Annotated in this window: 29 protein-coding genes; 16 read left to right on the plus strand and 13 right to left on the minus strand. The window is 68.7% G+C overall.

The window, feature by feature from the left end; genetic code table 11:
* The 4 genes from CVUC_RS11895 to CVUC_RS11915 form a co-directional block, all read left to right on the plus strand.
* Positions 1–403: OmpA family protein (locus tag CVUC_RS11895; protein WP_145991839.1), on the plus strand; the 403-nt coding region annotated here is incomplete at its 5' end.
* A 487-nt stretch (positions 404–890) separates the two neighbouring features.
* Complete coding sequence (locus tag CVUC_RS11905) at positions 891–2,774, plus strand: ribonucleoside-diphosphate reductase subunit alpha (protein ID WP_015923295.1); 1,884 nt, start codon at positions 891–893, stop codon at positions 2,772–2,774.
* A gap of 166 nt (positions 2,775–2,940) precedes the next feature.
* Positions 2,941–3,828 (plus strand): lipid A-modifier LpxR family protein, encoded by an 888-nt coding sequence (locus CVUC_RS11910; protein ID WP_096034488.1) that lies wholly within the window; start codon positions 2,941–2,943, stop codon positions 3,826–3,828.
* 85 nt (positions 3,829–3,913) lie between these two features.
* A complete protein-coding gene (locus CVUC_RS11915) occupies positions 3,914–4,252 on the plus strand; it encodes a hypothetical protein (RefSeq protein WP_096034487.1) in 339 nt (112 codons plus the stop codon).
* Between the two features lie 33 nt (positions 4,253–4,285).
* On the opposite strand, the gene CVUC_RS11920 is transcribed toward CVUC_RS11915, so the two are convergent.
* From CVUC_RS11920 to divL, 6 genes are all read right to left on the minus strand, one after another.
* Positions 4,286–5,560: a patatin-like phospholipase family protein gene (locus CVUC_RS11920; protein WP_096034486.1), complete on the minus strand. Its 1,275-nt coding sequence runs from the start codon at positions 5,558–5,560 to the stop codon at positions 4,286–4,288.
* A 15-nt stretch (positions 5,561–5,575) separates the two neighbouring features.
* Positions 5,576–6,274, minus strand: a complete 699-nt coding sequence (gene trhA, locus CVUC_RS11925; RefSeq protein WP_096034485.1) for a PAQR family membrane homeostasis protein TrhA — start codon at positions 6,272–6,274, stop codon at positions 5,576–5,578.
* A 118-nt stretch (positions 6,275–6,392) separates the two neighbouring features.
* Positions 6,393–7,163, minus strand: a complete 771-nt coding sequence (locus tag CVUC_RS11930) for a sulfite exporter TauE/SafE family protein (protein ID WP_096034484.1) — start codon at positions 7,161–7,163, stop codon at positions 6,393–6,395.
* A gap of 164 nt (positions 7,164–7,327) precedes the next feature.
* Complete coding sequence (locus CVUC_RS11935) at positions 7,328–8,374, minus strand: aspartate-semialdehyde dehydrogenase (RefSeq protein ID WP_096034483.1); 1,047 nt, start codon at positions 8,372–8,374, stop codon at positions 7,328–7,330.
* A gap of 99 nt (positions 8,375–8,473) precedes the next feature.
* Entirely contained in the window at positions 8,474–8,551 is a 78-nt protein-coding gene (locus CVUC_RS11940) for a hypothetical protein (RefSeq protein ID WP_024265966.1), read from the minus strand.
* Positions 8,552–8,677: 126 nt separating this feature from the next.
* On the minus strand, positions 8,678–10,987 hold the full coding sequence (gene divL / locus CVUC_RS11945; RefSeq protein WP_096034482.1) for a cell cycle protein kinase DivL: 2,310 nt from the start codon (positions 10,985–10,987) through the stop codon (positions 8,678–8,680).
* A 169-nt stretch (positions 10,988–11,156) separates the two neighbouring features.
* Here divL and CVUC_RS11950 point away from each other — a divergent pair, with 169 nt between their 5' ends.
* The 3 genes from CVUC_RS11950 to CVUC_RS11960 are packed head-to-tail and all read left to right on the plus strand — an operon-like array spanning position 11,157 to position 12,649.
* Positions 11,157–11,558 (plus strand): metallopeptidase family protein, encoded by a 402-nt coding sequence (locus tag CVUC_RS11950; protein WP_024265965.1) that lies wholly within the window; start codon positions 11,157–11,159, stop codon positions 11,556–11,558.
* The gene (locus tag CVUC_RS11955; protein ID WP_096034481.1) at positions 11,555–11,962 is read left to right on the plus strand and encodes an SWIM zinc finger family protein; all 408 of its coding nucleotides are present in this window, start codon (positions 11,555–11,557) and stop codon (positions 11,960–11,962) included. The genes CVUC_RS11950 and CVUC_RS11955 overlap by 4 nt, the downstream gene beginning before the upstream one ends.
* 42 nt (positions 11,963–12,004) lie before the next feature.
* Entirely contained in the window at positions 12,005–12,649 is a 645-nt protein-coding gene (locus tag CVUC_RS11960) for a class I SAM-dependent methyltransferase (protein ID WP_096034480.1), read from the plus strand.
* Here the strand turns inward: CVUC_RS11960 and CVUC_RS11965 are convergent.
* A complete protein-coding gene (locus CVUC_RS11965; protein ID WP_096034479.1) occupies positions 12,646–13,362 on the minus strand; it encodes an NAD-dependent deacylase in 717 nt (238 codons plus the stop codon). The two genes, CVUC_RS11960 and CVUC_RS11965, sit on opposite strands and share 4 nt — an antisense overlap.
* 151 nt (positions 13,363–13,513) lie before the next feature.
* Here CVUC_RS11965 and CVUC_RS11970 point away from each other — a divergent pair, with 151 nt between their 5' ends.
* Positions 13,514–14,641, plus strand: a complete 1,128-nt coding sequence (locus CVUC_RS11970; RefSeq protein WP_015923292.1) for a ferritin-like domain-containing protein — start codon at positions 13,514–13,516, stop codon at positions 14,639–14,641.
* Positions 14,642–14,771: 130 nt separating this feature from the next.
* Positions 14,772–15,317: a lipocalin family protein gene (locus CVUC_RS11975; RefSeq protein WP_096034478.1), complete on the plus strand. Its 546-nt coding sequence runs from the start codon at positions 14,772–14,774 to the stop codon at positions 15,315–15,317.
* A 191-nt stretch (positions 15,318–15,508) separates the two neighbouring features.
* Here the strand turns inward: CVUC_RS11975 and phyR are convergent, their stop codons facing one another.
* Positions 15,509–16,309 (minus strand): anti-anti sigma factor/receiver protein PhyR, encoded by an 801-nt coding sequence (phyR, locus tag CVUC_RS11980; protein ID WP_010921306.1) that lies wholly within the window; start codon positions 16,307–16,309, stop codon positions 15,509–15,511.
* A gap of 227 nt (positions 16,310–16,536) precedes the next feature.
* On the opposite strand from phyR, the gene CVUC_RS11985 reads away from it, so the two are divergent.
* The 4 genes from CVUC_RS11985 to CVUC_RS12000 all read left to right on the plus strand — a co-directional run bounded on the left by CVUC_RS11985 (position 16,537) and on the right by CVUC_RS12000 (position 19,263).
* Entirely contained in the window at positions 16,537–16,722 is a 186-nt protein-coding gene (locus CVUC_RS11985) for a NepR family anti-sigma factor (RefSeq protein WP_024265964.1), read from the plus strand.
* 2 nt (positions 16,723–16,724) lie between these two features.
* On the plus strand, positions 16,725–17,330 hold the full coding sequence (locus tag CVUC_RS11990) for a sigma-70 family RNA polymerase sigma factor (protein WP_010921304.1): 606 nt from the start codon (positions 16,725–16,727) through the stop codon (positions 17,328–17,330).
* Positions 17,327–19,030, plus strand: a complete 1,704-nt coding sequence (gene phyK, locus CVUC_RS11995; RefSeq protein WP_164468240.1) for a sensor histidine kinase PhyK — start codon at positions 17,327–17,329, stop codon at positions 19,028–19,030. The genes CVUC_RS11990 and phyK overlap by 4 nt, the downstream gene beginning before the upstream one ends.
* Positions 19,031–19,119: 89 nt before the next feature.
* A complete protein-coding gene (locus CVUC_RS12000) occupies positions 19,120–19,263 on the plus strand; it encodes an entericidin A/B family lipoprotein (protein WP_010921302.1) in 144 nt (47 codons plus the stop codon).
* 59 nt (positions 19,264–19,322) lie between these two features.
* On the opposite strand, the gene CVUC_RS12005 is transcribed toward CVUC_RS12000, so the two are convergent.
* The 3 genes from CVUC_RS12005 to chpT all read right to left on the minus strand — a co-directional run bounded on the left by CVUC_RS12005 (position 19,323) and on the right by chpT (position 21,284).
* Positions 19,323–20,153, minus strand: coding sequence for a CheR family methyltransferase (locus CVUC_RS12005; RefSeq protein ID WP_096034477.1), 831 nt, complete (start codon positions 20,151–20,153; stop codon positions 19,323–19,325).
* Complete coding sequence (locus CVUC_RS12010) at positions 20,150–20,527, minus strand: response regulator (protein WP_015923289.1); 378 nt, start codon at positions 20,525–20,527, stop codon at positions 20,150–20,152. Before CVUC_RS12010 ends, CVUC_RS12005 begins: the two co-directional genes overlap by 4 nt.
* Positions 20,528–20,606: 79 nt before the next feature.
* On the minus strand, positions 20,607–21,284 hold the full coding sequence (gene chpT, locus CVUC_RS12015) for a histidine phosphotransferase ChpT (protein WP_096034831.1): 678 nt from the start codon (positions 21,282–21,284) through the stop codon (positions 20,607–20,609).
* A 141-nt stretch (positions 21,285–21,425) separates the two neighbouring features.
* On the opposite strand from chpT, the gene CVUC_RS12020 reads away from it, so the two are divergent.
* Together CVUC_RS12020 and cysQ are read left to right on the plus strand one after the other, a co-directional pair.
* The gene (locus tag CVUC_RS12020; protein WP_096034830.1) at positions 21,426–21,617 is read left to right on the plus strand and encodes a DUF3553 domain-containing protein; all 192 of its coding nucleotides are present in this window, start codon (positions 21,426–21,428) and stop codon (positions 21,615–21,617) included.
* Complete coding sequence (gene cysQ / locus CVUC_RS12025) at positions 21,614–22,411, plus strand: 3'(2'),5'-bisphosphate nucleotidase CysQ (protein ID WP_096034476.1); 798 nt, start codon at positions 21,614–21,616, stop codon at positions 22,409–22,411. Before CVUC_RS12020 ends, cysQ begins: the two co-directional genes overlap by 4 nt.
* 3 nt (positions 22,412–22,414) lie before the next feature.
* Here cysQ and CVUC_RS12030 read toward each other — a convergent pair whose 3' ends face one another.
* Positions 22,415–23,296: an EamA family transporter gene (locus CVUC_RS12030; RefSeq protein ID WP_096034475.1), complete on the minus strand. Its 882-nt coding sequence runs from the start codon at positions 23,294–23,296 to the stop codon at positions 22,415–22,417.
* Positions 23,297–23,381: 85 nt separating this feature from the next.
* Between CVUC_RS12030 and mmcB the strand changes: the two genes are divergently transcribed.
* A complete protein-coding gene (gene mmcB, locus CVUC_RS12035; RefSeq protein WP_096034474.1) occupies positions 23,382–23,840 on the plus strand; it encodes a DNA repair putative endonuclease MmcB in 459 nt (152 codons plus the stop codon).
* A gap of 236 nt (positions 23,841–24,076) precedes the next feature.
* Here mmcB and CVUC_RS12045 read toward each other — a convergent pair whose 3' ends face one another.
* Positions 24,077–24,385, minus strand: coding sequence for a hypothetical protein (locus tag CVUC_RS12045; protein ID WP_010921295.1), 309 nt, complete (start codon positions 24,383–24,385; stop codon positions 24,077–24,079).
* Positions 24,386–24,406: the final 21 nt, after the last annotated feature.

Below are 24,406 nucleotides of genomic sequence, written 5' to 3' on the forward strand. Positions count from 1 at the left end.
GCCGCCCCCGCCTCCTCCCCCGCCTCCCCCGCCGCCGCCGCCGCCTCCGCCGCCGCCGCCGGCTTTCGAGGCCCGTGAGTTCATCGTGTACTTCCCGTTCGACCAATCGGTCCTGACGCCGGAAGCCCAATCGGTGGTTACGGAAGCGGCCAAGTACTCGAACGACGGTAAGGCGACGAAGATCATCGTCGTCGGCCACACCGACACCTCGGGTTCGCCGAAGTACAACGCCAAGCTCTCGGAACGTCGCGCTCGCGCCGTCGCCGACGCTCTGGTCTCGCAAGGCGTTTCGCAAAACGTCCTGGGCGTGGACTGGAAGGGTGAAAGCGCTCCGGCCGTCGCCACCGGCGATGGCGTGAAGGAACCGCTGAACCGCCGTTCGACGATCTCGATCAACTTCTAAGATCGAATCGACAGACGACTTGGGAGGGCCCGGCGGCGACGCCGGGCCCTTTCTCTTTGCGCGTGTGTCTGAAGGCTCGGCTCCTCGCGCGCCAAGCAGCCCGGACCGCGCCGTTCGCGCCCAAACGCCTGATCCACGGGCGGTCTGGGCGCCTCGCGCCGCCCCCTCGTCCGACGGCCGCATCTGGTGTTCGCCACCCTGCCTTGTGCGCAGCCTGTGGGCGAACATTGTTGTCCGGGGACGGACGCCCATCGGCGCCTTGCGGCGCTCTGTCGCGGGTGAAAAAAGTTCGTGGAGGCAACCCCTTGTCCCGCCTATGCAAGTTGGTGGCGTTCACAGGTTGTTAACGAAAAACTCGACCCGGGGGCGTTGACGAGTCATTCACCAGTGTGGCCCCATATTTGGGTTGAGGGGGCTCCTCAGCCACAAGATATAGCGGCTGGCGAGGATATTTCCTTCTCCGGAACACGCTGATTGAGCATGGATTTTGGTCATGAACGGCAGTGAAGCGGTGAAGTCGAGCGTCCGAAATGAGGCCCGCCTGGCGGCGATCAAGCCCGCCAAGCGCCCGCAGCTGGCGCTGGTGCGCAAGGTCGAGGTCGACCGCTCGCGCGACGCCCTGCTGACCGATTTCGGCAAGACCACGCTGGAAGACCGCTACCTGCTGCCGGGCGAAAGCTATCAGGACATGTTCGCGCGCGTGTCGACGGCCTTCGCCGACGACGCCGACCACGCCCAGCGCGTCTATGACTATATGAGCCGTCTGTGGTTCATGCCGGCCACGCCGGTGCTGTCAAACGGCGGCGCGGATCGCGGCCTGCCGATCAGCTGCTTCCTGAACGCGGTCAATGACAGCCTGGACGGCATCCTGGGCGTCTGGAACGAGAACGTCTGGCTGGCGGCCAATGGCGGCGGCATCGGCACCTATTGGGGCGGCGTGCGCTCGATCGGCGAGAAGGTCAAGGGCCAGGGCCAGACCTCGGGCATCATCCCCTTCATCCGCGTGATGGACTCCCTGACCCTGGCGATCAGCCAAGGCAGCCTGCGCCGCGGCTCGGCCGCCGTCTATCTGGACATCCATCACCCGGAAATCGAGGAGTTCCTCGAAATCCGTAAGCCGTCGGGCGACTTCAACCGCAAGTCCCTGAACCTGCACCACGGCCTGTCTATCACCGACGAGTTCATGCACGCCGTGCGCGACGGGACCAAGTTTGGCCTGCGCTCGCCCAAGACCAATGAGGTCCTGCGCGAGGTCGACGCCCGCGCCCTGTGGCAGAAGGTCCTGGAGCTGCGCCTGCAGACCGGCGAGCCCTATCTGATCTTCTCCGACACCGTGAACCGCGCCATGCCCTCGTTCCAGCGCGAGCTGGGCCTGAAGGTGCGTCAGTCGAACCTGTGCAGCGAGATCATGCTGCACACCGGGACCGACCATCTGGGTCAGGAGCGCACCGCCGTCTGCTGCCTGTCGAGCGTCAACGCCGAGACCTATCTGGAGTGGCGCGACCACCCGACGTTCATCGAGGACGTCATGCGCTTCCTCGACAACGTGCTGCAGGACTTCATCGACCGCGCGCCGGACGCCGCGTCCGCCGCCGCCTACGCCGCCATGCGCGAGCGTTCGGTGGGCCTCGGTTTGATGGGTTTCCACAGCTTCCTGCAGAGCCAGAACGTGCCGTTCGAAAGCGCCCTGGCCAAGAGCTGGAACATGCGGATGTTCAAGCACCTGCGCCGCGAGGCCGACAAGGCGTCGATCAAGCTGGGCGAGGAGAAGGGCCCGTGCCCCGACGCCGCCGACCGCGGCTCGATGGAGCGCTTCTCGCACAAGCTGGCCATCGCCCCGACCGCCTCGATCTCGATCATCTGCGGCGGCACCAGCGCCGGTATCGAGCCGATCCCGGCCAATATCTACACCCACAAGACTCTGTCGGGCTCGTTCGCGGTGAAGAACCCCTATCTGGAGAAGCTGCTCGAGGAGAAGGGCCAGAACACCGACGCGGTGTGGGGCTCGATCCTGGAGAACGAAGGCTCGGTCCAGCACCTCGACTTCCTGAGCCAGGACGAGAAGGACGTCTACAAGACCGCCTTCGAACTGGATCAGCGCTGGGTGATCGAACTGGCCGCCGACCGCACGCCCGAAATCTGCCAGAGCCAGTCGGTCAACGTCTTCCTGCCCGGCGACGTCGACAAGTGGGACCTGCACATGCTGCACTGGATGGCCTGGGAGCGCGGCGTGAAGAGCCTGTACTATCTGCGCTCCAAGTCGGTGCAGCGGGCGGCCTATGCCGGCGCCGAGGACAAGGCCGAGGCGGCCGCCGGCGGCTTCGACGTTCCCGAGAAGACCGACTACGACGAGTGCCTGGCCTGCCAGTAACGGCGATTTGACCTTTTGAGAGGGGCGGCGCGGGTGATCGCGCCGCCCTTTTCACGTTTCCGGAACCTTGATGGCGCAGGATCCTTTCACTGGCTGCGCGCTTTCGCCGCCGTGACGGGCGGCTGCAAGGGCGTAGGCTGAGCCTCTGGGTTCCGAGGAGTCCGCCATGCGGGCGATGGGTGCGTATCGCGTTTTCCTGGTGACGGCCGCGACCCTGGCCGCCTCAAGCGCCGCCGCCCAAATCGCGACGACCACGCCCTCCTTTGTGGTCAAGCCGGAACCCGCGCGCCCCGTCGATTTTCCGCTGAGCGCCGCCGGCTTCGCGCCCGCAGCGACCATCCTGGACCCGACCTTGGTCCGTGCTGTCCGCCTGGTCGACGGAGAGGCGCATGGCGACGGCCTGGTGACCTGGCGTTCCAGCGTCGTGACCTACCAAGGCGAGGCCGGAGGGGCCTTCAACCAGATCCGGGTCTCCCTGGCTGTCGCGCCGCATCTGGCGGGCGTGACGCCGTTGATCCTGGCCCGGCCGGACGTCGACGCTTACGATCTGCGGGACATCGACGTCACCGTCACGCGGGGCTGGCCCTCGGCCCTAGCGTTGACCGGCCGCAAGTACGCGCTCGATGTGACGCCGCACGCCGGGCTGGGCTTTGGCGGCGCCGGCGGTTCGGCCGAGGCGGGGGCGACCCTGCGCCTGGGCAAGAAGCAGAACCTCGGCGACCGCGTGAATGACGCCCTGGGCCTGCGCGAGGGGGCCACGACCTTCGGCGACCGGGGGCGCTGGTACATCTACGCCGCCGCCAGCGGCCGGGCCGTCGGCCTCAACCTCCTGCGCGGTCAGAACGGCGATTGGACGCGCGCGGGCCTGTCGCAGGACGCGACCAGCCGTCTGATCGGCGACAGTCAGGCGGGCGTGGCCTGGCGCAAGGGCCCGATGCAGGCTTCGTTCGGCTACATCCACCGGGAAATCCGGGCCAAGGAAGGCGTGCTGGGCCTGGCCACCCAGAAGGATGATATCGTGGCTTTATCCTTCAGCCTGAAGCCGCATTGGTAGGGGGCGCCAAGGCCGGCTGGGCTTGTGTTTCCGGCCGCTTTCATGCAGCAAGCCCGAGTTAGTGCCCAAAACCGTCAGCGAGCCCATGAGCGACAGCGAGCCCCCGCGCCGCAAGACCCTGAGCCTGAAGAGCGCCGTCGTCGCCCCCGGCGGCCCGCCGCCGCTCGAGCGCATGGTCAAATCGTCGACCAAGACGGTGTTCGTCGCGCCCCAAGCCGCGCCGCCCCCTCCGCCGCCGGCTCCGGTGGTCGGCGACTGGAAGTGCAAACCCTGCGGCACGCGCTTCGACCCGCCGACCGAGCTTGCCGACGAGGATCATGTGCGCTGCCCGTCGTGCAACGCCCGCCTGGGCTTGGCCTCCGACTTCCGCGCCGACCCGCCGAACGTCGCCAAGCTGCGCGCGCGCTGGCTGAAGAAGGCGTAGGGCGCGCGGGGGAGCCTCGCGCGCGTTTTAGCCTCAAGGCTCCAGCCGGGTCGCCACTGCGCCGGTGCCGACCGGCTCGTCGCGCACGATCAGGCCCGTCCCCGCCGAGACCGCCTGTGGGACCTGCCGTCTGAACAGGCCGCGCCACAGGCTCTGTTCCTCCACGGCGTTGGACCAGACCGTGCCTGAGGTCGCCTGTTCGAACCCGGCGTCATAGATGCTGCGCATCAGGCCGGTTTCGAACTTCAGCAGGTTCATGCTTTCGAAGGTGTTCGGGATCGAGGCCACGCTGAGCGGCAGGTTGTGGCGCGCGCAGAAGCCGGCGGCCAGGCTCAGCGCCTGGCGGTAGGAGAACCGCAGCATGGTCTCGAAGCTGCGCGCCATGATCGAGGCCACGCCCGGCGGCGTCGACTGGGTCGAGGGATCCAGCACCGTGTTGACGATCACATGCACCCGGCCCCGGCGCAGGCGGGTGCCCAGGTTGCGCCAGTGCAGTAGGGCGTCGGGCATCAGGAACAGCGGCGCGGCCACGCCCCCGTCGACGTGCATCTCCTGGAAGACCTGACCGTCGACCTCGACCTCGATCAGCTTGGGCGGAAAGATGCCGGGCACCGAGGACGAGGCGACCAGGAGCGACCGGACCAGTTTCAGGGCCTCGGGCCCGCCCTTCACCGCAATCTCGCCGAGATCCCAGACGACCGCGCGCTGGCTGTCGAGATTGGTGGTGGCGATCAGCAGGCGCCGGCCCTTGGCGTGCTCGACGGCGATGGCCTCGACCATCTCCTGATCGACGAAGGTCTCGACCAGCACATCCAGCGACTCGCCCTTGAACAGGCTGGGGCCGAGCGCAGGGGCCAGGCGACGCAGGCTCAGGAGTTCGGCCGCGTGGCCGCCGGTATAGGCGTCGGTCAGGCGCGCGTCCCAGGCCGAGCCCAGGAAGGCCAGAGGCGCGATCAGGGCGCCGGTGCTGACGCCGGTGACGATGGCGAAGTCCGGCCTGCGGCCCGCTTGGGTCAGGCCCGCCAGCACGCCCGCGCCATAGGCGCCGCCCGCCGCGCCGCCCGACAGGGCCAGGATATTGAACTCGTCACGGCCCAGGAGGGAGCGCATCGGCGCCAACCGGTCGGCGGCCTGGCGCAGAGCGTCGTCGGCCTGGTCGACGGTCAGGCGCACCCGCGGGAAGCCCACGGCCTCGACCTGACGATCGGACGGCGGCGTGGGCAGGCGCTTGCCGCGCAGCGGGTCGTTGGACTTCCAGTCCCGGAAGAAGCCTTGCAGGCTGAAACTGCCGGCCGGGTCCTTCTCCACACCAGCCTCCGAAGGTTAGTGCGCGCCGGTCAGGACCACGCCCACGAGGACGGCGGCATAGTGCAGGCCCGCGCCGCCGATGACGTGGCCGTGCCAGATGGCGCGGCGGAATTTCAGGCGGCGCATCAGGTAGAAGATCGTGCCGGTCGAATAGACGATCCCGCCGATCGCCAGCAGCAGCAGGGCCGGCCAGGACAGGCCCTCGATCATCGGCTTGATGGCCACCAGCACCAGCCAGCCTAGGGCGAGGTACAGGCCCACCCAGAAGCGCTTGTCCAGGCCCGGCAGCAACAGCTTGGCCAGCACGCCGACGCCGGCCACGGTCCAGACCGCCGTGGTCATGCCGATGGACCACCAGCCGTGCAGGTTCTGGGTGGTGAAGGGCGTGTACGACGCGGCGATCATCACGAAGATGCCGGCGTGGTCAAAGCGGCGCAGCAGCGGACGCCAGCGGGCCTTGGCGAAATTGTAGGCTGTCGACAGCGACAGCATCAGGATCAGGCCCACGGTGTAGATGCTGACCGCCGCGACCTGGCCCAGATTGCCCAGGCCGAACGCCAGGCCCAGCAGGATGCCGCCACCCATCAGGGCGAAGGCCAGGCCCGCCAGGTGGACGACGAGGTCGGCGCACTTGGCCGCCGGTGTCGGATAGTGCCGGCCCGGCTTGGCGATGGCCAAGTCGGTCGCTTGGCTGGTGAGGGTGAGTTCGGTCATGGCCCGGCTCTGGTGGCTTGCAGTATGCGCGAAGCATAGGTTCGTTCCGCGACATATAAGCGTCGATCATCATGGCCGCGAAAGGGCCGAGGCGACACGAACGCGTGGAAAAACGCGATCAGGTCAATAGGCCGCGGGCGCCGTCGAACATCAGCTTGCCGCCCACGAGCACCAGCAGCACGTAGATCACCTTGTAGAAGCCTTCGGCGGGCACGCGCCGCACCAGCCAGACTCCGGCCCAGGTCGAGGCGATGGCCAGCGGCAGCAGCACGCCGGCGGTGGCCAGAGCCTGCGGCGTCAGCTGGCCCAGCGCCAGGTAAGCCGGAACCTTCATCCAGTTGACGACGCCGAAGAAGATCGCGCTGGTGCCGATGAACACGTCGCGCGGCAGACCGCGCGGCAGGACATAGATCTGGAACGGCGGGCCGCCGGCGTGGGCGATCTGGCTGGTGAACCCGGCCGTCGCGCCGCACAGGACGCCCAGCCAGGGACGCGCCGGGCCCGCTTCGATTGAATCGGCCGCCCTGAGGGCGCGTTCGGCCCACAGCCGCTGCAGGGCGAAGACGACCGAAATCGCGCCGACCGCCAGCTCTACGGCCGCCTCCTCGACCAGGGCCGCCAGGGCCCAGCCCAGGAAGATGCCGACCGCCGCCGCCGGCAGCATCAGGACCAGGATCGCCTTGTCCCAGGTCTTCCGGAATGACCACACGCTGACCACGTCCTGGACGAGCAGGATAGGCAGGATGATCGACGCAGCCATGACCGGCGACACCGCCAGGGTCATCATCGGCACCGCCACCACCCCGATCCCCGCAAACCCGCCCTTGGTCAGGCCCAGCAGGATCACGGCGGGAATGGCCACGAGGTAGAAGAAAGGATCGGTCAGCATGGCGGGGGATTACAGTGTCCGTAAGATAATCCCAAGACCGCAACGCCCCCTTCCGCCCGTCATGGCCGCTTCTCCCGCGCGCGGGGGAGGAGGCGATCGATCCCTGCCCGTGGAGCGAGCGAAATCGGCGCGAAGCGGCGAGGCGGAGGGGGCGCTGTTGGTCTTTAGGCCCCCAGCATCACCTCGGCGATCTGGACGGCGTTGAGGGCCGCGCCCTTGCGCAGGTTGTCGCCGACGACGAACAGCGCCAGGCCGTGCGGAACGGTCGGGTCGGGGCGCACGCGGCCGACGAAGACCGGGTCCTGGCCGGTGGCGGCCAGCGGGTTGGGGACGTCGTCGATGACCACGCCCGGCGCGGCGGCCAGCAGGTCCAGCGCCTCGGCCACCGAGACCGGGCCGTCGAACTCGGCGTTGATCGACAGCGCGTGACCGGTGAAGACCGGCACGCGCACGCAGGTGCCGCTGACCGGCAGGCCGGGGATCTCGAGGATCTTGCGGCTCTCGTCGCGCAGCTTCAGCTCTTCCTCGGTATAGCCGTCCTCGCCCAGCACGTAGTTCAGCGGCACCACGTTATAGGCCAGCGGCACGGCCCACTTGCGCGGCGCGGGCAGGGGCGCGGCGTCCGGCGAACGGGCCAGGCCGTCCAGATCCCCGGCCGCGCCGGCGCGCAGCTGCTCGGACAGCACCTCGATGCCCTCCATGCCGCCGCCCGAGGCGGCCTGGTAGGTGCTGACGGTCAGGCGCTTCAGGCCCGCCTTGTCGTGCAGGGGCTTGAGCACCGGCATGGCGGCCATGGTGGTGCAGTTGGGGTTGGCGACGATGCCCTTGGGGATGTTCTGGAGGGCGTGCGGATTGACCTCCGCCACCACCAGCGGCACGTCGGGGTCCGAGCGCCAGGCCGAGCTGTTGTCGATCACCACGGCGCCGGCGGCGGCGGCCTTGGGGGCCAGCTCGCGCGAGGTCGAGCCGCCGGCCGAGAAGAGCACGATGTCGAGGCCTGAGAAGTCGGCGGTGGCGGCGTCCTCGACCACGATCTGCTGACCGTTGAAGTCGATCTTGCTGCCCGCCGAACGGGCCGAGGCGAACAGGCGCAGGGAGGCGACCGGGAAGTCGCGCTCGACCAGCAGCTCGCGCATCATGCCGCCGACCAGACCGGTGGCGCCGACGACGCCGACATGGGGCGGATTGGCTCGGGAAAACTTGAAGCTCATGGTGTTGCGTCTCCGGGAGGGTGTGGAGCGCGGGGAGCTTTGGGTCTCTGGATGTGAGAGCCGCCCCGCGCATCGGCGGGGCTGGTTCGAGGATGCCGCTTAGATCGCGCGCACGCCCGCCGCCCCACCAAGGTGGGTCGTTTTGCGGGTAATAGTTTTGGTCGCGGCGAAAGACATCGGTCGCGCTTCTAGCGGCGCCGATGCGCCGCGTAAAGCCCTTCGGAGGCACAATGATGCGGCGGTGGGGTGTTTGGTCCTTGCGGCGGGTAAAAAATGCTTCCCCGCTCCGCGCCGTCCAGCCAGCTAGAAGCCGAGTTCGGGCTGCATCGCCCCGGGTTGTTGGGTCTCGGGCAGGTGGCAGGTGAAGGTCGAACCGTCGCCCGGTTCGCTCTCCAGCGCCACCCAGCCGCCGTGCAGTTCGACCAGCGCCTTGACCAGGGCCAGGCCCAGGCCCGGGCCGCCGCGATCGCGGCCGACGAAGCGGTCGAAGATGTGGGCCTGCACATGGAACGGCACGCCCCGGCCGGTGTCGGAGACGTCCAGTCGCACCTCGCCCAGCGCCCGGCGGGCCGACAGGGTGACGCGGCCGCCCGGCGGGGTCTGGCGCAGGGCGTTTTCCACCAGATGGTCCAGCGTCTGGGCCAGACGCTTGCCGTCGCCCCGGATCAGGCCGACATCCTCCTCGCACTCGACGGCCAGGGTGACGCCGCCCAGCTGGGCGTCCTTCAGGGCGCGCTCCTGGGCGTTCAGCAGCAGGTCGGAGACGCGGATGTCCTCGATCTCCAGCGCCATTTCGCCGGCGTCGATCTGGGCCATGTCCAGCACGTCGTCGATCGAGCGCGCCAGCTGGGTGGCGGCGGCGCGGACGGCGGCCACGTGGTTGCGGCCCCGCTCGGAGATGCCGTCGGCCCGCTCCAGCAGCTCCGAATAGCCGATGATCGTCGTCAGCGGCGTGCGCAGCTCGTAGGAGACATTGCCGACGAAATCGCGCTTCAGGCGCTCGGCTTCGGCCAGGGCCGCCGAGCGGTCCGCGAGCGCGCTCTGCAGGTCGCGGGTGTCGGTGACGTCGGCGAAGGCGATCAGGGTCGCGCCGTCCGGCAGGGGGCGGCTCTGGTACAGCACGATGCGGCTGTCGGAGGTCCGCACCTCGCCCGAGGTCGGGGCGCGCATCTGCGGATCGGGATCGGCGACCCGGCCCTTGAGCTCGCGCCAGAACGACAGGTCGTGCAGGCGCGGCACGCACAGCTCGACCACGCCCTCGAAGTCTCCGGCCGCCTCCAGGGCGTGCGGGGTGACGTTCCAGAACGTCTCGAAGGCCTCGTTGTGCAGCCGCAGGCGACCGTCCGAGCCGAACACGGCGACGGCGTCGTTCAGCTTGTCCAGCGTGGCCTGCTGCACCTGGATCAGGGCGTTGTACTGGGCCTTCAGGCGCAGCTCGCCGGTGATGTCGGAATAGATCAGCAGCATGCCGCCCAGCGGGTGCGGCTGACGGACGACCTTCAGGGTGCGGCCGTCGGGCAGGTCCCACAGGTCGTCGGCCTGCGGGCCGAGGTCTTCGTAGCGCGCCAGTTCGGCGGCCTTCCAGCCGGCGTAGTCGATGGTCTCGGGCAGGCGGCGGCGCTGGCGCAGGCGGTCCAGCACCTCGCCGTGGGTCGGACGGTCGGCCAGCCAGGCCGGCTCCAGGCCCCAAAGCTCGGCGAAGGCGGTGTTATGATACGACAGGCGGCGCGTCTGGCTGAAGATCGCCACGGCCTCGGCGATGTGGTTCAGGGTCTCGTCGTGCGCCTCGACGTGCTTCTTGAAGGCGTCGCGGACGTCCTCGATCTCGGTGACGTCGGCGCAGAACACGCCCACGCCGCCGCCGTCCAGCGGCTGGGCCGACAGGCGGAAGGCGCGGCGGCGGCCTTCGACATTGATCCAGCGCAGCGCTTCGCGACGTTCGCCCTTGCCGGCGGCTTCGACGACCACGGCGTCCGCGCCGCGATCAAAGCTCTTGCCCGCCAGGGCCGGGGCCTGGGCGGAGGCCGCGCCCACGGCGCGCACAAAGGCGGCGTTGCCCCAGATCGCCTGGCCATCGGCGCCGGCGATCCAGCAGGGCTCCACCACGCTGTCGACGAAGGCGGCGAAGCGGGCGGCGGTGGGCAGGCCCGAGTCGGCGCGGTCGATCGGCGCCAGGCGCAGCCAGGCCAGGGCGCCCGCCGCGCGACCCTCGACCGAAACCAGGCCATGGGGACCGCGCGCTTCGAACACGCAAGGCTCGCCACGCTCGAACAGGGCGGTCAGCTTCTGGGCGTAGTTCGGATCGGCGTCGCTGAGCGCAGCGACCACGGCCGAGACCTCGGCGTCCGCCCCCAGCGCCTTGGCGCAGGCGATCAGGCCCTCGCCGCCGGCGACCAAGTTTGCGCGGCCGCCCTCGACGGCGATCACGGCGGTGTCGAAGGCGTCGAGCCAGGCCGGGGCGTCGTCCGAGCCGCCCTGCTGGATCAGGCGCGTCTTGAGCGCGACGATACGCGCCTCCAGGTTCCGTCGCTGCCCGTGGGACCACAGGGCGACGGAAATGGCGAGACATACCGCGCCGGCCGCCGCCGCGAGGATCAGGTCGTACGAAGTCATCAGGCGCGTGGCTACCCCAGCGGGTCTTCGAATCAGAATCCCAGATTAGTCGTGCCGTGACCAGAGGGCGATCAAGCGCGGGTGTGGCCGTGCGTCGCGTTTTCTGCGTTCACAGGCAAGATCGGCGGTCGGCTATGGCGATCGCCGCCAATCGCTCTATGTGAATCTGATGACCTGGTCTGATCGCCTCGCCCCGTCGCTCGACGATTTCGCTGTGCTGGCCAAGCAGGCCTTTGACGACCTGCCCGCCGAATTCCGCCATCTCGCCGGCGAGGTGGTGATCCGGGTTGATGACTTTCCCAGCGAGGAGGTGCTCGACAGCCTCGGCATCGAAGACGCCTTCGAGCTGACGGGCCTCTATCAGGGCGTGGATCTGAGCAGCCGGTCGGTGCTGGACTTCGGGGCCGAGCCGTCGCGGGTGTTTCTCTACCGGCGGCCGATCCTGGACGAATGGGCCGAACGTAGTGACGTTAGCCTGGGCGAGCTGATCACCCACGTGCTGGTCCATGAAATCGGCCACCATTTCGGCCTCTCGGACGACGACATCCACCGTATCGAGGACGAGGCATGAGCTTCTTCGACACTGACGCCTGGCGCGAACGGATGGACGAGCGCTGGTTCGACACCGGCGTGGCCATGGCCGAGGCGGGCGCGGTCGACCTCGTTTCAATCGAGGACGACAAGGTCACCGCCCACGTCACCGGCAGCGTCGGCGACCTCTATGTCGTCCAGCTGTGGGCGCCGGCGGGCGAGGGGACCTGCACCTGTCCGGGCTTCGAGAAATTCGGCGCCTGCAAGCACCAGGCGGCCGTGATCAGCGCCGCCAACGCGGCCGACCTCGGCAAGGTCAAGGACCGGATGGCCCGTCTGCGGGACGGCCTGGCCCTGGACAGTCGCGAGGCGCTGGTCGAGCGGCTGGCCGAGCTGGCGCGTCTGCAGCCGGCGGTGCTGGCGGCGCTGGAGGGGCGGGGCTGAGCGTGAGCGCGGCTTGACCTCGCGCCCGTTGGGCCGCTCTCCTTGACCGGGGGAGGACCAACCATGGCCAGCTGGTACGAGCGCAATATCCTGCCGAAGCTGCTGTGCTGCGCGTGCGGCGCGCCGGCCATCCAGGCTCAGCGGCGGCGCGTCGCGCCCCGCGCCGAGGGCGAGGTGCTGGAACTGGGGATCGGCGGTGGCCTGAACCTGGCCTATTACGACCCGACCAAGGCAAAGCGCGTCACGGGGGTGGACCCCTCGCCCGAACTGCGGGCGATCGCCGAGCAGGCGCCGCGTCCGGACGGCTTGGTCGTCGACATCCAGGCCGGCGAGGCCGAGCGCCTGCCGTTCGCCGACGCCAGCTTCGACACTGTGCTGTGCACCTTCACCCTGTGTTCGGTCAGATCGCCGACGGCCGTGCTGGCCGAGGCCCGCCGCGTGCTGCGCCCCGATGGACGCTTCCTGTTCTGCGAGCACGGCCTGTCGCCCGACGCCGAGGTTTCGCGCTGGCAACGTCGCCTCGAACCGCTGTGGAAGCGGATGGCCGGCGGCTGTCACCTGACGCGGCCGGTGGCGAGCGCCGTCGAGGCGGCGGGTTTCGCCCTGGACGAGGTCGAGCAGCGCTACATGCCCAAGACCCCAAGGCCTCTGGGCTGGTGCGAATGGGGCGTGGCGCGGCCGGCCTAGAGCCTCGCCAGCAACCGCTCCACCCAGGCCGGCACGACCTCGGTGGCGGGGCCGTAGACCTTCTCGTCGAAGACATAGGCATTGGCCGAGGGCTCCAGATTGATCTCGCAGGTCGCGATCCCCATCGCCCGCGCCTCGGCCACGAAGCCGGCGGCCGGATAGACCGAGCCCGAGGTGCCGATCGAGACGAAGAGGTCGGCAGCGGACAGCGCGTCCTCGATCTGGTCCATGAACAGCGGGATCTCGCCGAACCAGACGACATGGGGCCGGGCCCCGCCGTCGCGTGCGCAGGCGGCGCAGACGGTGTCGGGCTTCAGCGGCCCCTTATCGGGCCAGGTCGCCTCGCAATGGTGACAGCGGGTGACGGCCAGTTCGCCATGCATGTGGATCACGCGCCGGCACCCGGCCTTCTCGTGCAGGTCGTCGACATTCTGGGTGCAGAGGAACAGTTCGCCGCCGCGCTTCGCCAGATCCGCCTCCAGACGCGCCAGGGCCTCATGCGCCGCATTCGGTCGGGCCTCGGCAAGGTTGGCGCGGCGGGCGTTGTAGAAGTCGCGCACCAGGGCCGGATTGCGGGCGAAGCCCTGCGGCGTGGCCACCTCGTTCAGGTCGTACTTCGTCCAGACGCCGTCCTTGTCGCGGAAGGTGCCCAGACCGCTCTCGGCCGAGACGCCGGCGCCCGTCAGAACGAAGACTTTCATGATCCCTCGCAATACCCCTGAGGCGCGAACCTGACGGCGGCGTCATTTTTCATTTGACCGCGATCAAGTCTTGAGTTGACACTGTTTAGATAGTCGAAGGCGCGCGCAAGACGGGCCTCGGCGCCATCCATCATGACGAACGGCCGAATTAGGGAGCGCCGCCATGACCGACAGGAACATCACCAAGGACGCCATGTACGACGCGGTGGCGCCGGACGATTTCGAGTCGATGCTCGAACTTGACCGGTACAACAACCGCTCGACCGCGTTCGACAAGATCATCTCCGCGACCCACGACCATTTCTGGGATCCGCTGGACAAGGCCTATATCGATTTCGACGAGCCGTTCGACATGGAGAACCAGCCGCTGGTTCCCGAGGAAATGGTCATCGCCCTGTCGACCGACTACGTGTCGAACCACCTGTCGGACCCGAAGGTCCGCACGCGCTTCATCAACCAGTCGGTGTTGCGGAATTTCTCGTCGATCCTGCACGGCGAGCAGGGCGCGCTGAACCTGTCGGCCAGCCTCTGCCACGTCCTGAAGGACCAGGGCGCCCAGGAATACGCCGCCAACCAGACCCGCGAAGAGGCCCGCCATGTGACGGGCTTCGCCAAGTACATCAAGGCCCGCTGGGGCAAGCCCGTCGAGTGCGGTCCGGCCCTGAAGACCCTGCTGGTCGAGATCATCGGCTCGCCCGAGGTCTACAAGAAGATCATCGGCATGCAGATGCTGGTCGAAGGTCTGGCCATGGGCGCCTTCGCCACCTTCTACAACAACATCAATGATCCGGTCGGCAAGAAGCTGCTGCAGCTAGTGATGACCGACGAGGCCTTCCACCACAAGTTCGGGAAGATCTGGGCCGACCGCACCGTGCCCAAGCTCTCGCCCGAGGAGCACGCGATCATCGAGGACTGGGCGGCGCACTGCTTCCAGACCCTGCTGTTCAACCTGGTCTCGCCGCACCAGCAGCTGGATCTCTACCGCGAGTTTGGCCTGGATCCCGACAAGGTGGTCGAGGAGTACGGGAAGATCATGACCGACGACGTGCGTCGGGAGAACATGAAGGAACAGACCAACATCTTCCGGGTGCTGGTCAAGACCCTACTGAACGCCGGCATCATCACCGACCGCACCAAGGCCTTCTACGCCATGTATGTCGACCTGGCCGAACTGAAGGACGAGGGCGAGCGCATGGTCGGCGATGACATCGCCGAAGAAGGCATCCGCTACCTCCAGGCCATCAACTTCAAGGACCGGCCGGTGGCGGCGGTCAGCATCGCGGCCGAGTAGGGATCCCACCCCCTGCGACGTCGTCCCGCCCCGCCGGAACCCCGGCGGGGCGGTTTTCGTTTCGGTGGTCCGCCAGCGTCCGCCGGAGCGCTCCGCGCGTATCGCAGGGCGACGTCTTTCCGGAGTTTCCATGCGCAAGTCGCTGCTCGTCCTGCCCGTCATCCTGTCGCTGACCACGACCCTTGGCGCCTGCGCGTCGGGCCCGGTCGGCAACCCCAATCCGCCCCAGCCGGCCAAGGCGGTCGAGCTCGATCGCTACCTGGGCAAGTGGTACGAGGTGGCGCGCTATGACATGCGCTTCCAGAAGGGCTGCGAGGGCGTCACGGCCGAATATTCCAGGCGTCCCGACGGCCTGATCCGGGTGTTCAACACCTGCCGGCAGGACGCGGTCGATGGGCCGGTCCGCACGGCGGAGGGCAAGGCCAAGGTCGTCGACACCGCGACCAACGCCAAGCTGAAGGTCAGCTTCTTTGGCCCGTTCTTCGGCGACTACTGGGTGATGGACCATGCCGACGATTACAGCTGGGCGATCGTCGGCGAGGGCTCCGGGCGCTATTTGTGGCTGCTGTCGCGTCAGCCCCCGAGCGACGCTGACCGCGTGGCCCTGACCGCGCGGGCCAAGGCGCTGGGCTACGATGTCGGCCTGCTGCGCCCGACCAAGCAGCCCCCAGGTTGATCGGGATGGAAATCCTCGTCCTTCGACAAGCTCAGGATGGGGATTTCGCGTGCTCCGAGGCCAGCCGCCGTCCTCACCCTGAGCTTGTCGAAGGGCGGGGACGACCTGACGACGGCGCCCGCGGCAATCTCAACGCAAAACGGCCTCCCGTGCGGGAGGCCGTTTCCACTTGGGGAGCAGTCTTGGGGCTCTCAGGCCGCCTTGGCGGTGCGGCGCGGATGGAAGAACAGCGCCTGACCGATGGCCGCCTTCACCGTTTCGGGCTGGAACGGCTTGGTGATCAGGAAGGTCGGCTCGGGACGCTCGCCGGTCAGCAGGCGCTCGGGGAAGGCGGTGATGAAGATCACCGGCACGTCCATGCGCCCCAGGATGTCCTTGACCGCATCGATGCCCGACGAACCGTCGGCCAGCTGGATGTCCGCCAGCACAAGGCCCGGCGTCCGGCGGGTGACGGCCTCGAGCGCCTCGCCGCGCGTGGCGGCGATGTCGGTGACGTCATGGCCCAGCTCGCGGACCAGCGCCTCGATGTCGGCGGCGATGACGGGCTCGTCCTCGATGATCAGGACCTCGGTCGCCAGCTCGGCGTCGATCTCGGCCTGGGCGTCACCGATCAGCCGCTCCACCTCGCCGAAGTCGCAGTCCAGGATCTGGGCGGCTTCTGTGGGCGTGAACCCTTCCAGGGCCGTCAGCAGGAACGCCTGACGCGAGCGCGGCGCGATGCGCATCAGGCGCTGGGCGGCGTCGTCGCCGGCGTGCAGGCCCTGGTCGTGACCCACTTCCAGTTGGGCCCCGGAGCTGAGCCAGATGGCGTGGAAAACCCGGTAAAGCGCCACGCGAGGCGACAGGTTGGCGTCCAGAACAAGCTCGCCCGCCGCCAGGGCCTCCAGCGCCACGCGCACATAGTGGTCGCCGGTCGCTTGGTCGCCGGTCAAGGCCCGGGCGTAGCGGCGGATGTAAGGCAAATGCGGCGCCAAGCGAGCAAGAAGACTCATGACCCCTCCCGATTCTGTGTCTTCGAAGATCTACTAACTAACGGCGAAGCTACGCCGTTCCGTCGAAGGTCGATAACGCCCGCTCAACTCGACGGTTCCGCCCTAAGCAGAATTTTGCCATCTTATGCCCAAGCTTATGGAACCGGGTACGGAAAACCACGTTGTCGTCTGGCGGAAAGACATTCGGCCAAAGGGGGCGGGCGCCGATGAACTTCGGCGTCGAGGACATGATCGAACACGTACCGATGGAAGACAAACGCAAGGGCGCTGCGGCGCTGGATGAAGCGCGCCTCCGCCAGCAGGCGATCGGCGTCAAGCTGCGGCAGATGTTCGACGAGGTCGTCAACGAGCCGGTGCCCGACGAATTTCTCGCCATCCTCCGCAAGGCCGAGCGTCCGGCGGGGGGCGAGTAGGCATGGTCGCGGAACAGGTCGGACGCTCGCCGCCGGATCCGGTCCGGGACAACAGCTTCAAGCGTGAGCTGGTGACGCTGATCCCGCACCTTCGCGCTTTTGCGCGCACCCTCACCGGTGATCCCACCGCGGCCGACGATCTGGCGCAGGACGCGATGATGAAGGCCTGGGACGCGCGCGCGAGTTTCCAGTTGGGCACCAACATGAAGGCCTGGACCTTCATGATCCTGCGCAACCAGTTCTATTCGGAAAAGCGGCGTAGCTGGCGCCAGAGCCAGCTCGACCAGGAAGCGGCCGAACGCACCCTTGTCGCCGTGGACGATCCCGAGGCCCCCGTCGCCCTCGACGAACTGCGCCAGGGCCTGTCGATGCTGCCCGCCGAACAGCGCGAAGCGCTGATCCTGGTCGGGGCCGGGGGCTTCGCCTACGAGGAGGCGGCCGAAATCTGTAATTGCGCCGTCGGCACGGTGAAGAGCCGGGTCAGCCGCGCGCGTCGGGCGTTGCAGGCGATCCTCGAGAGCGGCGCCTATGACCGTGATGGCGCGGCGGCGGGGGATGCGATGCGGGCGATCCTGGCCGACGCGGAGCGATTGAGCGCCTTGCGGTGACCGTCTTTACCGGCCGCGCCGCGCGGGCCGTCACCTCGATCCGCGTCCGGCTGGCCATGGCGCTCTGCGTGGCCCTGCTGCCTGTGCTGATCCTGGGCGGGTTGCAGTCGATCTTCGCCTTCCGGGCGGAGGCGGACGCGCGCCGCCAGAGCCTGGAGCTCGCGGCCGGACACAGCGCCACCATCGCCCGGGCCCGCATCGAGGCGGCGGGCGTCCTTCTGCAGACCCTGGGTCCCGGCTCGGTGGGCCTGGAGTGCGCCCAGCGCCTGGCCGACGTCCGCGCCCGGCTGCCGGGCTACGCCAACCTGATCCGCTTTGATGCGCGCGGCCGGGTGTCCTGCGCCGCGGCGACGACTCCGTACGATCCCCAGCGCGGCGCGCGCCCCTGGTTCCAGGCGCTGCGGGCCAGTGAGGACATGGTCGTCGCCTCTGCGCCGGGCGTGGTCTATGCCGACGAACCGGCGGTGCTGGCCGCCGTCCGCGCGGGGACCCCCGAGCGCTTCGACGGGGCGATGGCCGCCGTGCTGACCTTGCGCGAGCTGAAGCTCCAGACCACCAATCGCTTCATGCCCGAAGGCGCGGAGGTGGCCCTGGCCGATTCCAACGGCCGGGTGTTCGCTGCGACCCGTCCAAGCGCGTTCGGGGCGCCCAAGCTGGACTGGCGACAGATCGCGGCGCGCGACAAGTCGGTGATGTGGAGCGGCGCCGATCTCGAAGGTCATAGCCGCAACTATTCCGCCGCGCCGCTGGTCGACGACCACGTGTTCGTGATCCTGTCGGCGCCGTCGCCGGGCCTTTTGTCCTGGGCGTCGATCAATCCGATCTCGCGCCTGCTGCTGCCCTTGCTGGCCTTCTTCCTGGCGCTGGGAGCGGTGTTGTACGCGGCCGAGCGCGGTGTGATCCGCTGGATCGTCTATCTGCAGCGCGTGGCGGCCATCTATGCGCGGGGCCGCTTCACCGTGCGGCCGCTGCAGGCCGAGCGCGCGCCGCCGGAGATCCGCGAACTGGCCGCCACGCTGGACGCCATGGCCGGCGGAATCGTCGCCCGCGACGCCTCGCTGATGGACAGCCTGGCCGAGAAGGACGCGCTGATGCGCGAGATCCATCACCGGGTGAAGAACAACCTGCAGATCATCACCTCGCTGCTGAACATGCAGCAGCGGGCCCTGTCGGATCCGGCGGCCAAGGCGGCGATGAACGACACTCGGCAGCGCATCACCGCCCTGGCCCAGATCTATCGCGCGCTCTACCAGGGCCCCGATCTGAAGCGGGTCGATCTGCGTCCGTTCCTCGAAGAGCTGACGGCCCAGCTGCTGGCCAGCGACATGGGCGGCTTCGGCGGCGGCGGGCTGGTGCGGACCGAGGTCCACGCCGACCCGCTGGTCATTGATCCGGATCGCCTGGCGCCGATCGCCCTGTTCGCGGTCGAGGCCATCACCAACGCCCAGAAGCATGCCTTCGGACCAAGCGGTGGGACCCTGGTCGTCGGTTTCCACGTGCGGGGCGAGGAGGCCGAGCTGTCGATCAGCGACGATGGTCCGGGGGCCGTCGAGAGCCTGGGCGGAGGCGTCGGGCGCACCCTGATGACCGCCTTTGCGCGCCAGCTTCGCGGCCAGGTCGCGTTCGAGACCCGCGAGCCGCGCGGCCTGACGGTGCGGCTGACCTTTCCTACGCCCCAGGCGCTGAGCGCCGCTGGCTGATCCGGAACCGAGCTTCGCCGCTGGCGTTCTGCAAGGGCAACGGTTCAAACGCCTCGGCCCGCGATGGTCCTCGGCGAACAGCGGAGAAAATGATGCGTAAACTGGTGATCCTCGCCGTCCTCGCCGCGTCCCTGTCGGTCGCGGCCTGCAACACGGTCGAAGGCGCGGGCAAGGACGTCTCGTCGGCCGGCAAGGCCGTCACGGACACGGCCCGCGACGTCAAGAAAAACTAAGCCTTGGGCCAAGGTCCATCGAAAGGGCCCGCCAGTCCGCTGGCGGGCCTTTTCTTGTTTCAGGCGGCCGCCGCGCGGATAGACGGATCGCGCAGATAGATCCCCCGCCCGCCCGGGGCCGGGGTCAGCAGTTCGTCGATCTCGGAGGCGTCGTCCTCGGTGTCGAGCACCAGAACCCCGTCGTCGGGCAGCAACGCGGCCAGCGAACGCGCGACCTGGCCGCGAAGAGAGGCGTCCATGCCGCCCAGCACGTTGCGCAGCAGGATCACGTCGAACCGTCCCATCGCCGAAAGGTCGGCGAGCAGGTTGATGCGCTTCCAGCGCACCATCTGACGAATGCGCGGCGAGATAGCCCAGGTGTCGTCCTGGTTCTCGAAGTACTTGATCAGCATGCGGATCGGCAGGCCGCGCTGGACCTCGAACTGGGTGTAGATGCCGGCCTGGGCTTTCTCCAGGCTGCGTTCGGAGAGGTCCGAGCCAAAGAACTCGAACCGCGTGCCGGTGACCAGGCCCGGGGCTTCGGCGGCGGCGATCGCCATCGAATAGACTTCCTGACCCGTGGCGCAGGCGGCGCTCCAGATGCGGATCGGCGCTTCCCGGCGGCGATGCGACAGGGCCGGCAGGATCTGGTCGCGCAGCTGGGCGAAGGTTTCCCGGCCCCGGAAGAAGGTGGTCTCGCTGCGGCACAGCGCCTCGACCACGGCCCAGATCAGCCGTTCTTCGCGCTTGGTGCGCAGCGCTCCGATCAGGGCGTCGATCGAGTCGTAGCCCTCGCGGCGCGCCAGGGGCGCCAGCCGGCTCTCGATCAGGTAGGGTTTCTCGGTTTCGACCCGCACGCCGGCGCGGGCGCGGCCCAGGGCCGCCAGCAGGTCCATGTCCTCGGGCGTCACAGCAGGCCCGCCTCGGCGAACTTCGCCTCGATGATATCGCCGTCGAAGGGCTTCATGATGTACTCGTCCGCACCCGCATCGAGGGCTGTGCGGATATGGTCGGGACTGTTCTCGACCGTGCAGAACACGACCTTGGGCGTCATACCGCCGGGCTCGGCCCGCAGCTGACGTAGAAACTCGATGCCGTTCATCACCGGCATGTTCCAGTCGAGCAGCACCGCGTCAGGCATGGCCGCGCGACACCACGCCAGGGCCTCCATGCCATCGGCGGCCTCGGCGATCTCGAAGCCGATGTCCTCGAGGACTCGGCGGGCGACCTTGCGGATCACCCGGCTGTCGTCGACCACCAGACAGGTCTTCACGGCGCGCTCCAATCCAGGTCGCCACCATGCGCGGCCGCTGGTTAAGGAGCGGTTTGCTAAACCCGGATCGGGGCGCGGAGATTGTTAAAGATTACGCCGGGACCCAGGCGGCGATCGAGGCGCGGTCCTCGCCGATCTCGACGGCGATCTGGCCGCCGGCCGCGCGCACCAGGGCGTTCAGATAGGCCGCCTGCACCCACGGACCGCCCAGGCCCTCGGCCAGCGGCTCGCCCTTGAGGCCGGCCAGCACCTCCGGACGCAGGCGCGCGCGCGGGCCCTTGGCGTCGGCGATGATCGAGAAGCGCCCATCGGCGGCCACGCCCTTGACGGTGGCCACGCCGCCGGCCGGCAGGGCGCTGGCGGCGATCTGGGCGATGTTCAGCACCGCGCGCGACGAGGGCTTGTTCATCGCCTGCGGCTCGATCTGCCAGTCCAGGGTCGGGCGGACATGGGCGAAGACGCCCTGGGCCAGCTTTTCCAGCTCGCGCGAGTCGAAGTTCTCGGCCGAGGCCGAGGCGCCGAAGGCCACCCGGGTGAACTGCAGGAGATCCGCCAGCTTGCGAGCCGACGAGGCGATCAGGTTCATGGCGTCGTCGCGCATGTCCTGGGCCGAGGGGTCTTCCAGCAGATCCAGACCCGAGACGATGGCGCTGGCCGGACTGATGAAGTCGTGACACAGGCGCGCGGCCAGCATGGCGGCGAAGTCGGGACCCTGGACGTCGGTTTCGGGGGACGCGGGGGCGGTGGTCTCGGTGACGGTCTCGGTCATGGCGGCGAACTCTGCCGTGATTTGAGCCATTCGCAAACCGGGCTCCGGCGCCGCGCGGCTATCGCCGCTTGGAGAAAATAACGCACCCGCTTGGCGGGTCTTCGATTTCATCCCGCGCGCACTGGCCCTATGGAAGCGACCGTGATCGATCCGTTCCTAGAACCCGGCGTGCTCGTGCGCCATCCTAGCCAGCCCGACTGGGGTCTGGGTCAGGTGCAGTCCGTGATCGGCCACCGCGTGACGGTGAATTTCGAAGAGGCCGGCAAGCAGACCATCGACGCCACGCGGGTGCGGCTGGTCTTCGTCGGCGACGACCCCCGGGGGCAGGCATGAGCGACGATAAGCGGACGGTTCAAGATCTCGCGGACTGGGGCCGGACCCTCGCCAAGATCACCGAGGAGGCCGCCGTGGTCATCCTGCCGTTCTGGCGCACCGAACTGGCCGTCGCCCAGAAGGCCGACGAGAGCCCGGTGACCGAGGCCGATCGCGCCGGCGAGCGCCTGATCCTGGAGCGCCTGGCGGCGCTCTACCCCGCTATCCCGGTGATCTCGGAAGAAGACGCCAGCGAGTTCGGCACGCCCGAGTCCGTCGGACCGCGTTTCTTCCTGGTCGATCCGGTCGACGGCACCAAGGCCTTCGTGCGCGGCGATCCGAACTTCACGGTCAATATCGGCCTGATTGAGCACGGCGTTCCGGTCGCGGGCGCGGTCTGCGCCCCGGCCACCGGCGAGGTGTGGTTCACCACGGCTGACGGCGCGGCCAAGCGCGCCGGGCCGGACGCGGCCGAGGCGCCGATCCGGGTTCGTCCTTGGCCGACCGGTCAGGCGCTGGGCCTGATCAGCCACACCATGCGCGAGGAAAAGGCCACGGAGTTGGCCGCCGAGTACGGCTTTGCCCTGCGCACGCCGATGGACAGCTCAATCAAGATGTGCCGGATCGCCGAAGGCTCGGCCGACATCTATCCGCGCCACGGCCCGACCTCGGAGTGGGACACCGCCGCCGGCCACGCCGTGCTGGTCGCCGCGGGCGGCGCCTTCACCCAGCCCGACGGTTCGCCGTTCCTCTATGGCAAGGCCGACCAGAGCTTCCGCAACGGCTGGTTCGTCGCACGCGGCGGACGACCCTAGAGATCAGGGAACATCCTCGCTGACCGCTTCGACCGCTTCGGCGGGGGTGGAGAGGATCGTTCCGGCCGAGGCCGCGACGATGGCGGCGATCGCCAGCCATTGGGTCAGGCTCAGCCGCTCGTGTAGGATCGCCAGGCCCGCCAGGGCGCCGACCGCCGGCTCCAGACTGAGCAGGACGCCGAAACTGCGCTTGGGGATGCCGCGCAGGGCGATCATCTCCAGCGAATAGGGGATGGCGCTGGACAGCACCGCCACCACCAGCCCCAGGGCGGCGATCTTCGGATCAAACAGCACAGGCCCGGCCGAGACGATGCCGATCGGGGCGACGATCAGCGCGGCGGTGGTCATGCCCAACGCCACCGAGCGCCCCGCATGCAGGTGGGCCGCCCGCTTGCCCAGGATGATGTACAGCGCCCACATCACCGCCGCCGCGCAGGCATAGGCGACGCCCACCGGATCCAGCGGCTCGGCGCCGGGATTGATCGGCAGCAGCAGGCCGAGGCCCAGCACCGCCAGGGCGATCCAGACGAAATGGATCAGGCGCCGCGAGTGGGCCACGGCCAGGACCAGCGGGCCCATGAACTCGATGGCGATCGCCACGCCCAGCGGGATGGTGCGGATCGACATGTAGAAGCACAGGTTCATCGTCCCCATCACCGCGCCGTACATCGCCACAGCGCGGAGATCGGCGGCGGAGAGCCGATGACGCCACGGCCGCCAGATCGCCAGCAGGATCAGGGCCGAGAAGCCGACGCGATAGGCGCTGACGCCCTGGGCGCCGACCAGCGGGAACAGGGTCTTGGCGAACGATGTCCCCACGCACAGCGTGACGATCGCGGCCAGGAGCGCCGCATAGGGCAGGAAGGAAGCGCGGGCGCCGGACATGGTCCGTCTTTAGGGGGAGGGCGCTGGGAAGGCCAGACGCCGCCCGACTTGATCCGCGAACAAAGCTGGAACATGATGGCGACCGATGGACGTGATCATCGAACTGGCGCCCTCCCGCCCCGAAACCACGCTGGCCGTGACGCGCGGCGCGGCGCGGCTGCTTATCGATCTGGGCTATGCGCCCCTGGCGGAGGTGACCCTGCCGAACGGACGCCGCGCCGACCTGATGGCCTTGGGACCCAAGGGCGACGTGCTGATCGTCGAGGTGAAATCGGGACTGGAGGATTTCCGGGTCGATCGGAAGTGGGGCGACTATGCGCCCTTCTGCGACGCCTTCTATTTCGCGGTCGCACCCAGCTTTCCGGACGGGATTCTACCAGAGGACCCCGGGCTGTTGGTCGCCGACGGGTTTGGCGGGGCGGTGGTGCGCGAGGCGCCGCTGACGCCGCTGGCGCCCGCGCGACGCAAGGCCCTGACCCTGGCGTTCGGACGCCTCGCCGCCTGGCGGGCGGCGGGCGTGAACGCCGAGCGCCTCAGTCTTTAGGCGCGGGGCTCAATCGCGCAGGCGAAACGCTTGCCGCCGCAAAGGCTAGAGCTGTCGTCATCCCGGAAGCCTCGCAGAGGCTGTCCGGGACCCGGGGGCCGGCGCACTGCAGTCGCCCCTGGGTCCCGGCTCTGCAGCCCGCTACGCGGTCTTCCGGCCGGGATGACGAAGGAAAAGCAGACGCATTCGACGGCGTGCGGACCTAGAGCGCGGCGCATCCTCTTCCGCGCAAACCGTTAGCGGGCCAGATTGCGCGAGATCAGGAAACCCAGGCCCAGGCCGAGGGCGAAGGCGCCGAGCGCCAGGCCCATCGGATGATCTTCGGCCACATGGTGGGCTTCCTTGGCCTGCTTAGTGGTCCAGGCCGCGCCGGCGCGGGCCTGTTCGGCGGCGAAGGTGCGGGTCTGCTGAGCGACCTCGGTCGCCGTGTCGCGCGCCGACTTGACGGCGTCGAGCGCGGCGTCCTTGGCGCGTTTGGTGTTCTCGACGATGTCGTCGACCGCAGACGTGATGTCGGAGGGGGTCAGGCTGTTGACGTGGGTCATGGGGGCTCCTCGGCTTGATCC

The organism is Caulobacter vibrioides, from assembly GCF_002858865.1.
Classification (GTDB): domain Bacteria; phylum Pseudomonadota; class Alphaproteobacteria; order Caulobacterales; family Caulobacteraceae; genus Caulobacter; species Caulobacter vibrioides.

Bases quoted from the DNA above. Each gene is read 5' to 3' on its own strand.
- divL (WP_096034482.1), bottom strand. From the start codon at position 10,987: ATGACTTCGTACGACCTGATCCTCGCGGCGGCGGCCGGCGCGGTATGT.
- CVUC_RS11985 (WP_024265964.1), top strand. From the start codon at position 16,537: ATGATCGAACACGTACCGATGGAAGACAAACGCAAGGGCGCTGCGGCG.
- CVUC_RS11970 (WP_015923292.1), top strand. From the start codon at position 13,514: ATGACCGACAGGAACATCACCAAGGACGCCATGTACGACGCGGTGGCG.
- cysQ (WP_096034476.1), top strand. From the start codon at position 21,614: ATGAGCGACGATAAGCGGACGGTTCAAGATCTCGCGGACTGGGGCCGG.
- CVUC_RS11940 (WP_024265966.1), bottom strand. From the start codon at position 8,551: ATGTCTTTCGCCGCGACCAAAACTATTACCCGCAAAACGACCCACCTT.
- CVUC_RS11930 (WP_096034484.1), bottom strand. From the start codon at position 7,163: ATGCTGACCGATCCTTTCTTCTACCTCGTGGCCATTCCCGCCGTGATC.
- CVUC_RS12030 (WP_096034475.1), bottom strand. From the start codon at position 23,296: ATGTCCGGCGCCCGCGCTTCCTTCCTGCCCTATGCGGCGCTCCTGGCC.
- phyR (WP_010921306.1), bottom strand. From the start codon at position 16,309: ATGAGTCTTCTTGCTCGCTTGGCGCCGCATTTGCCTTACATCCGCCGC.
- CVUC_RS11915 (WP_096034487.1), top strand. From the start codon at position 3,914: ATGAGCGACAGCGAGCCCCCGCGCCGCAAGACCCTGAGCCTGAAGAGC.
- trhA (WP_096034485.1), bottom strand. From the start codon at position 6,274: ATGACCGAACTCACCCTCACCAGCCAAGCGACCGACTTGGCCATCGCC.
- CVUC_RS11950 (WP_024265965.1), top strand. From the start codon at position 11,157: ATGACCTGGTCTGATCGCCTCGCCCCGTCGCTCGACGATTTCGCTGTG.
- CVUC_RS12045 (WP_010921295.1), bottom strand. From the start codon at position 24,385: ATGACCCACGTCAACAGCCTGACCCCCTCCGACATCACGTCTGCGGTC.
- mmcB (WP_096034474.1), top strand. From the start codon at position 23,382: ATGGACGTGATCATCGAACTGGCGCCCTCCCGCCCCGAAACCACGCTG.
- CVUC_RS11910 (WP_096034488.1), top strand. From the start codon at position 2,941: ATGCGGGCGATGGGTGCGTATCGCGTTTTCCTGGTGACGGCCGCGACC.
- CVUC_RS11935 (WP_096034483.1), bottom strand. From the start codon at position 8,374: ATGAGCTTCAAGTTTTCCCGAGCCAATCCGCCCCATGTCGGCGTCGTC.
- chpT (WP_096034831.1), bottom strand. From the start codon at position 21,284: ATGACCGAGACCGTCACCGAGACCACCGCCCCCGCGTCCCCCGAAACC.
- CVUC_RS11975 (WP_096034478.1), top strand. From the start codon at position 14,772: ATGCGCAAGTCGCTGCTCGTCCTGCCCGTCATCCTGTCGCTGACCACG.
- CVUC_RS11955 (WP_096034481.1), top strand. From the start codon at position 11,555: ATGAGCTTCTTCGACACTGACGCCTGGCGCGAACGGATGGACGAGCGC.
- CVUC_RS12000 (WP_010921302.1), top strand. From the start codon at position 19,120: ATGATGCGTAAACTGGTGATCCTCGCCGTCCTCGCCGCGTCCCTGTCG.
- CVUC_RS11990 (WP_010921304.1), top strand. From the start codon at position 16,725: ATGGTCGCGGAACAGGTCGGACGCTCGCCGCCGGATCCGGTCCGGGAC.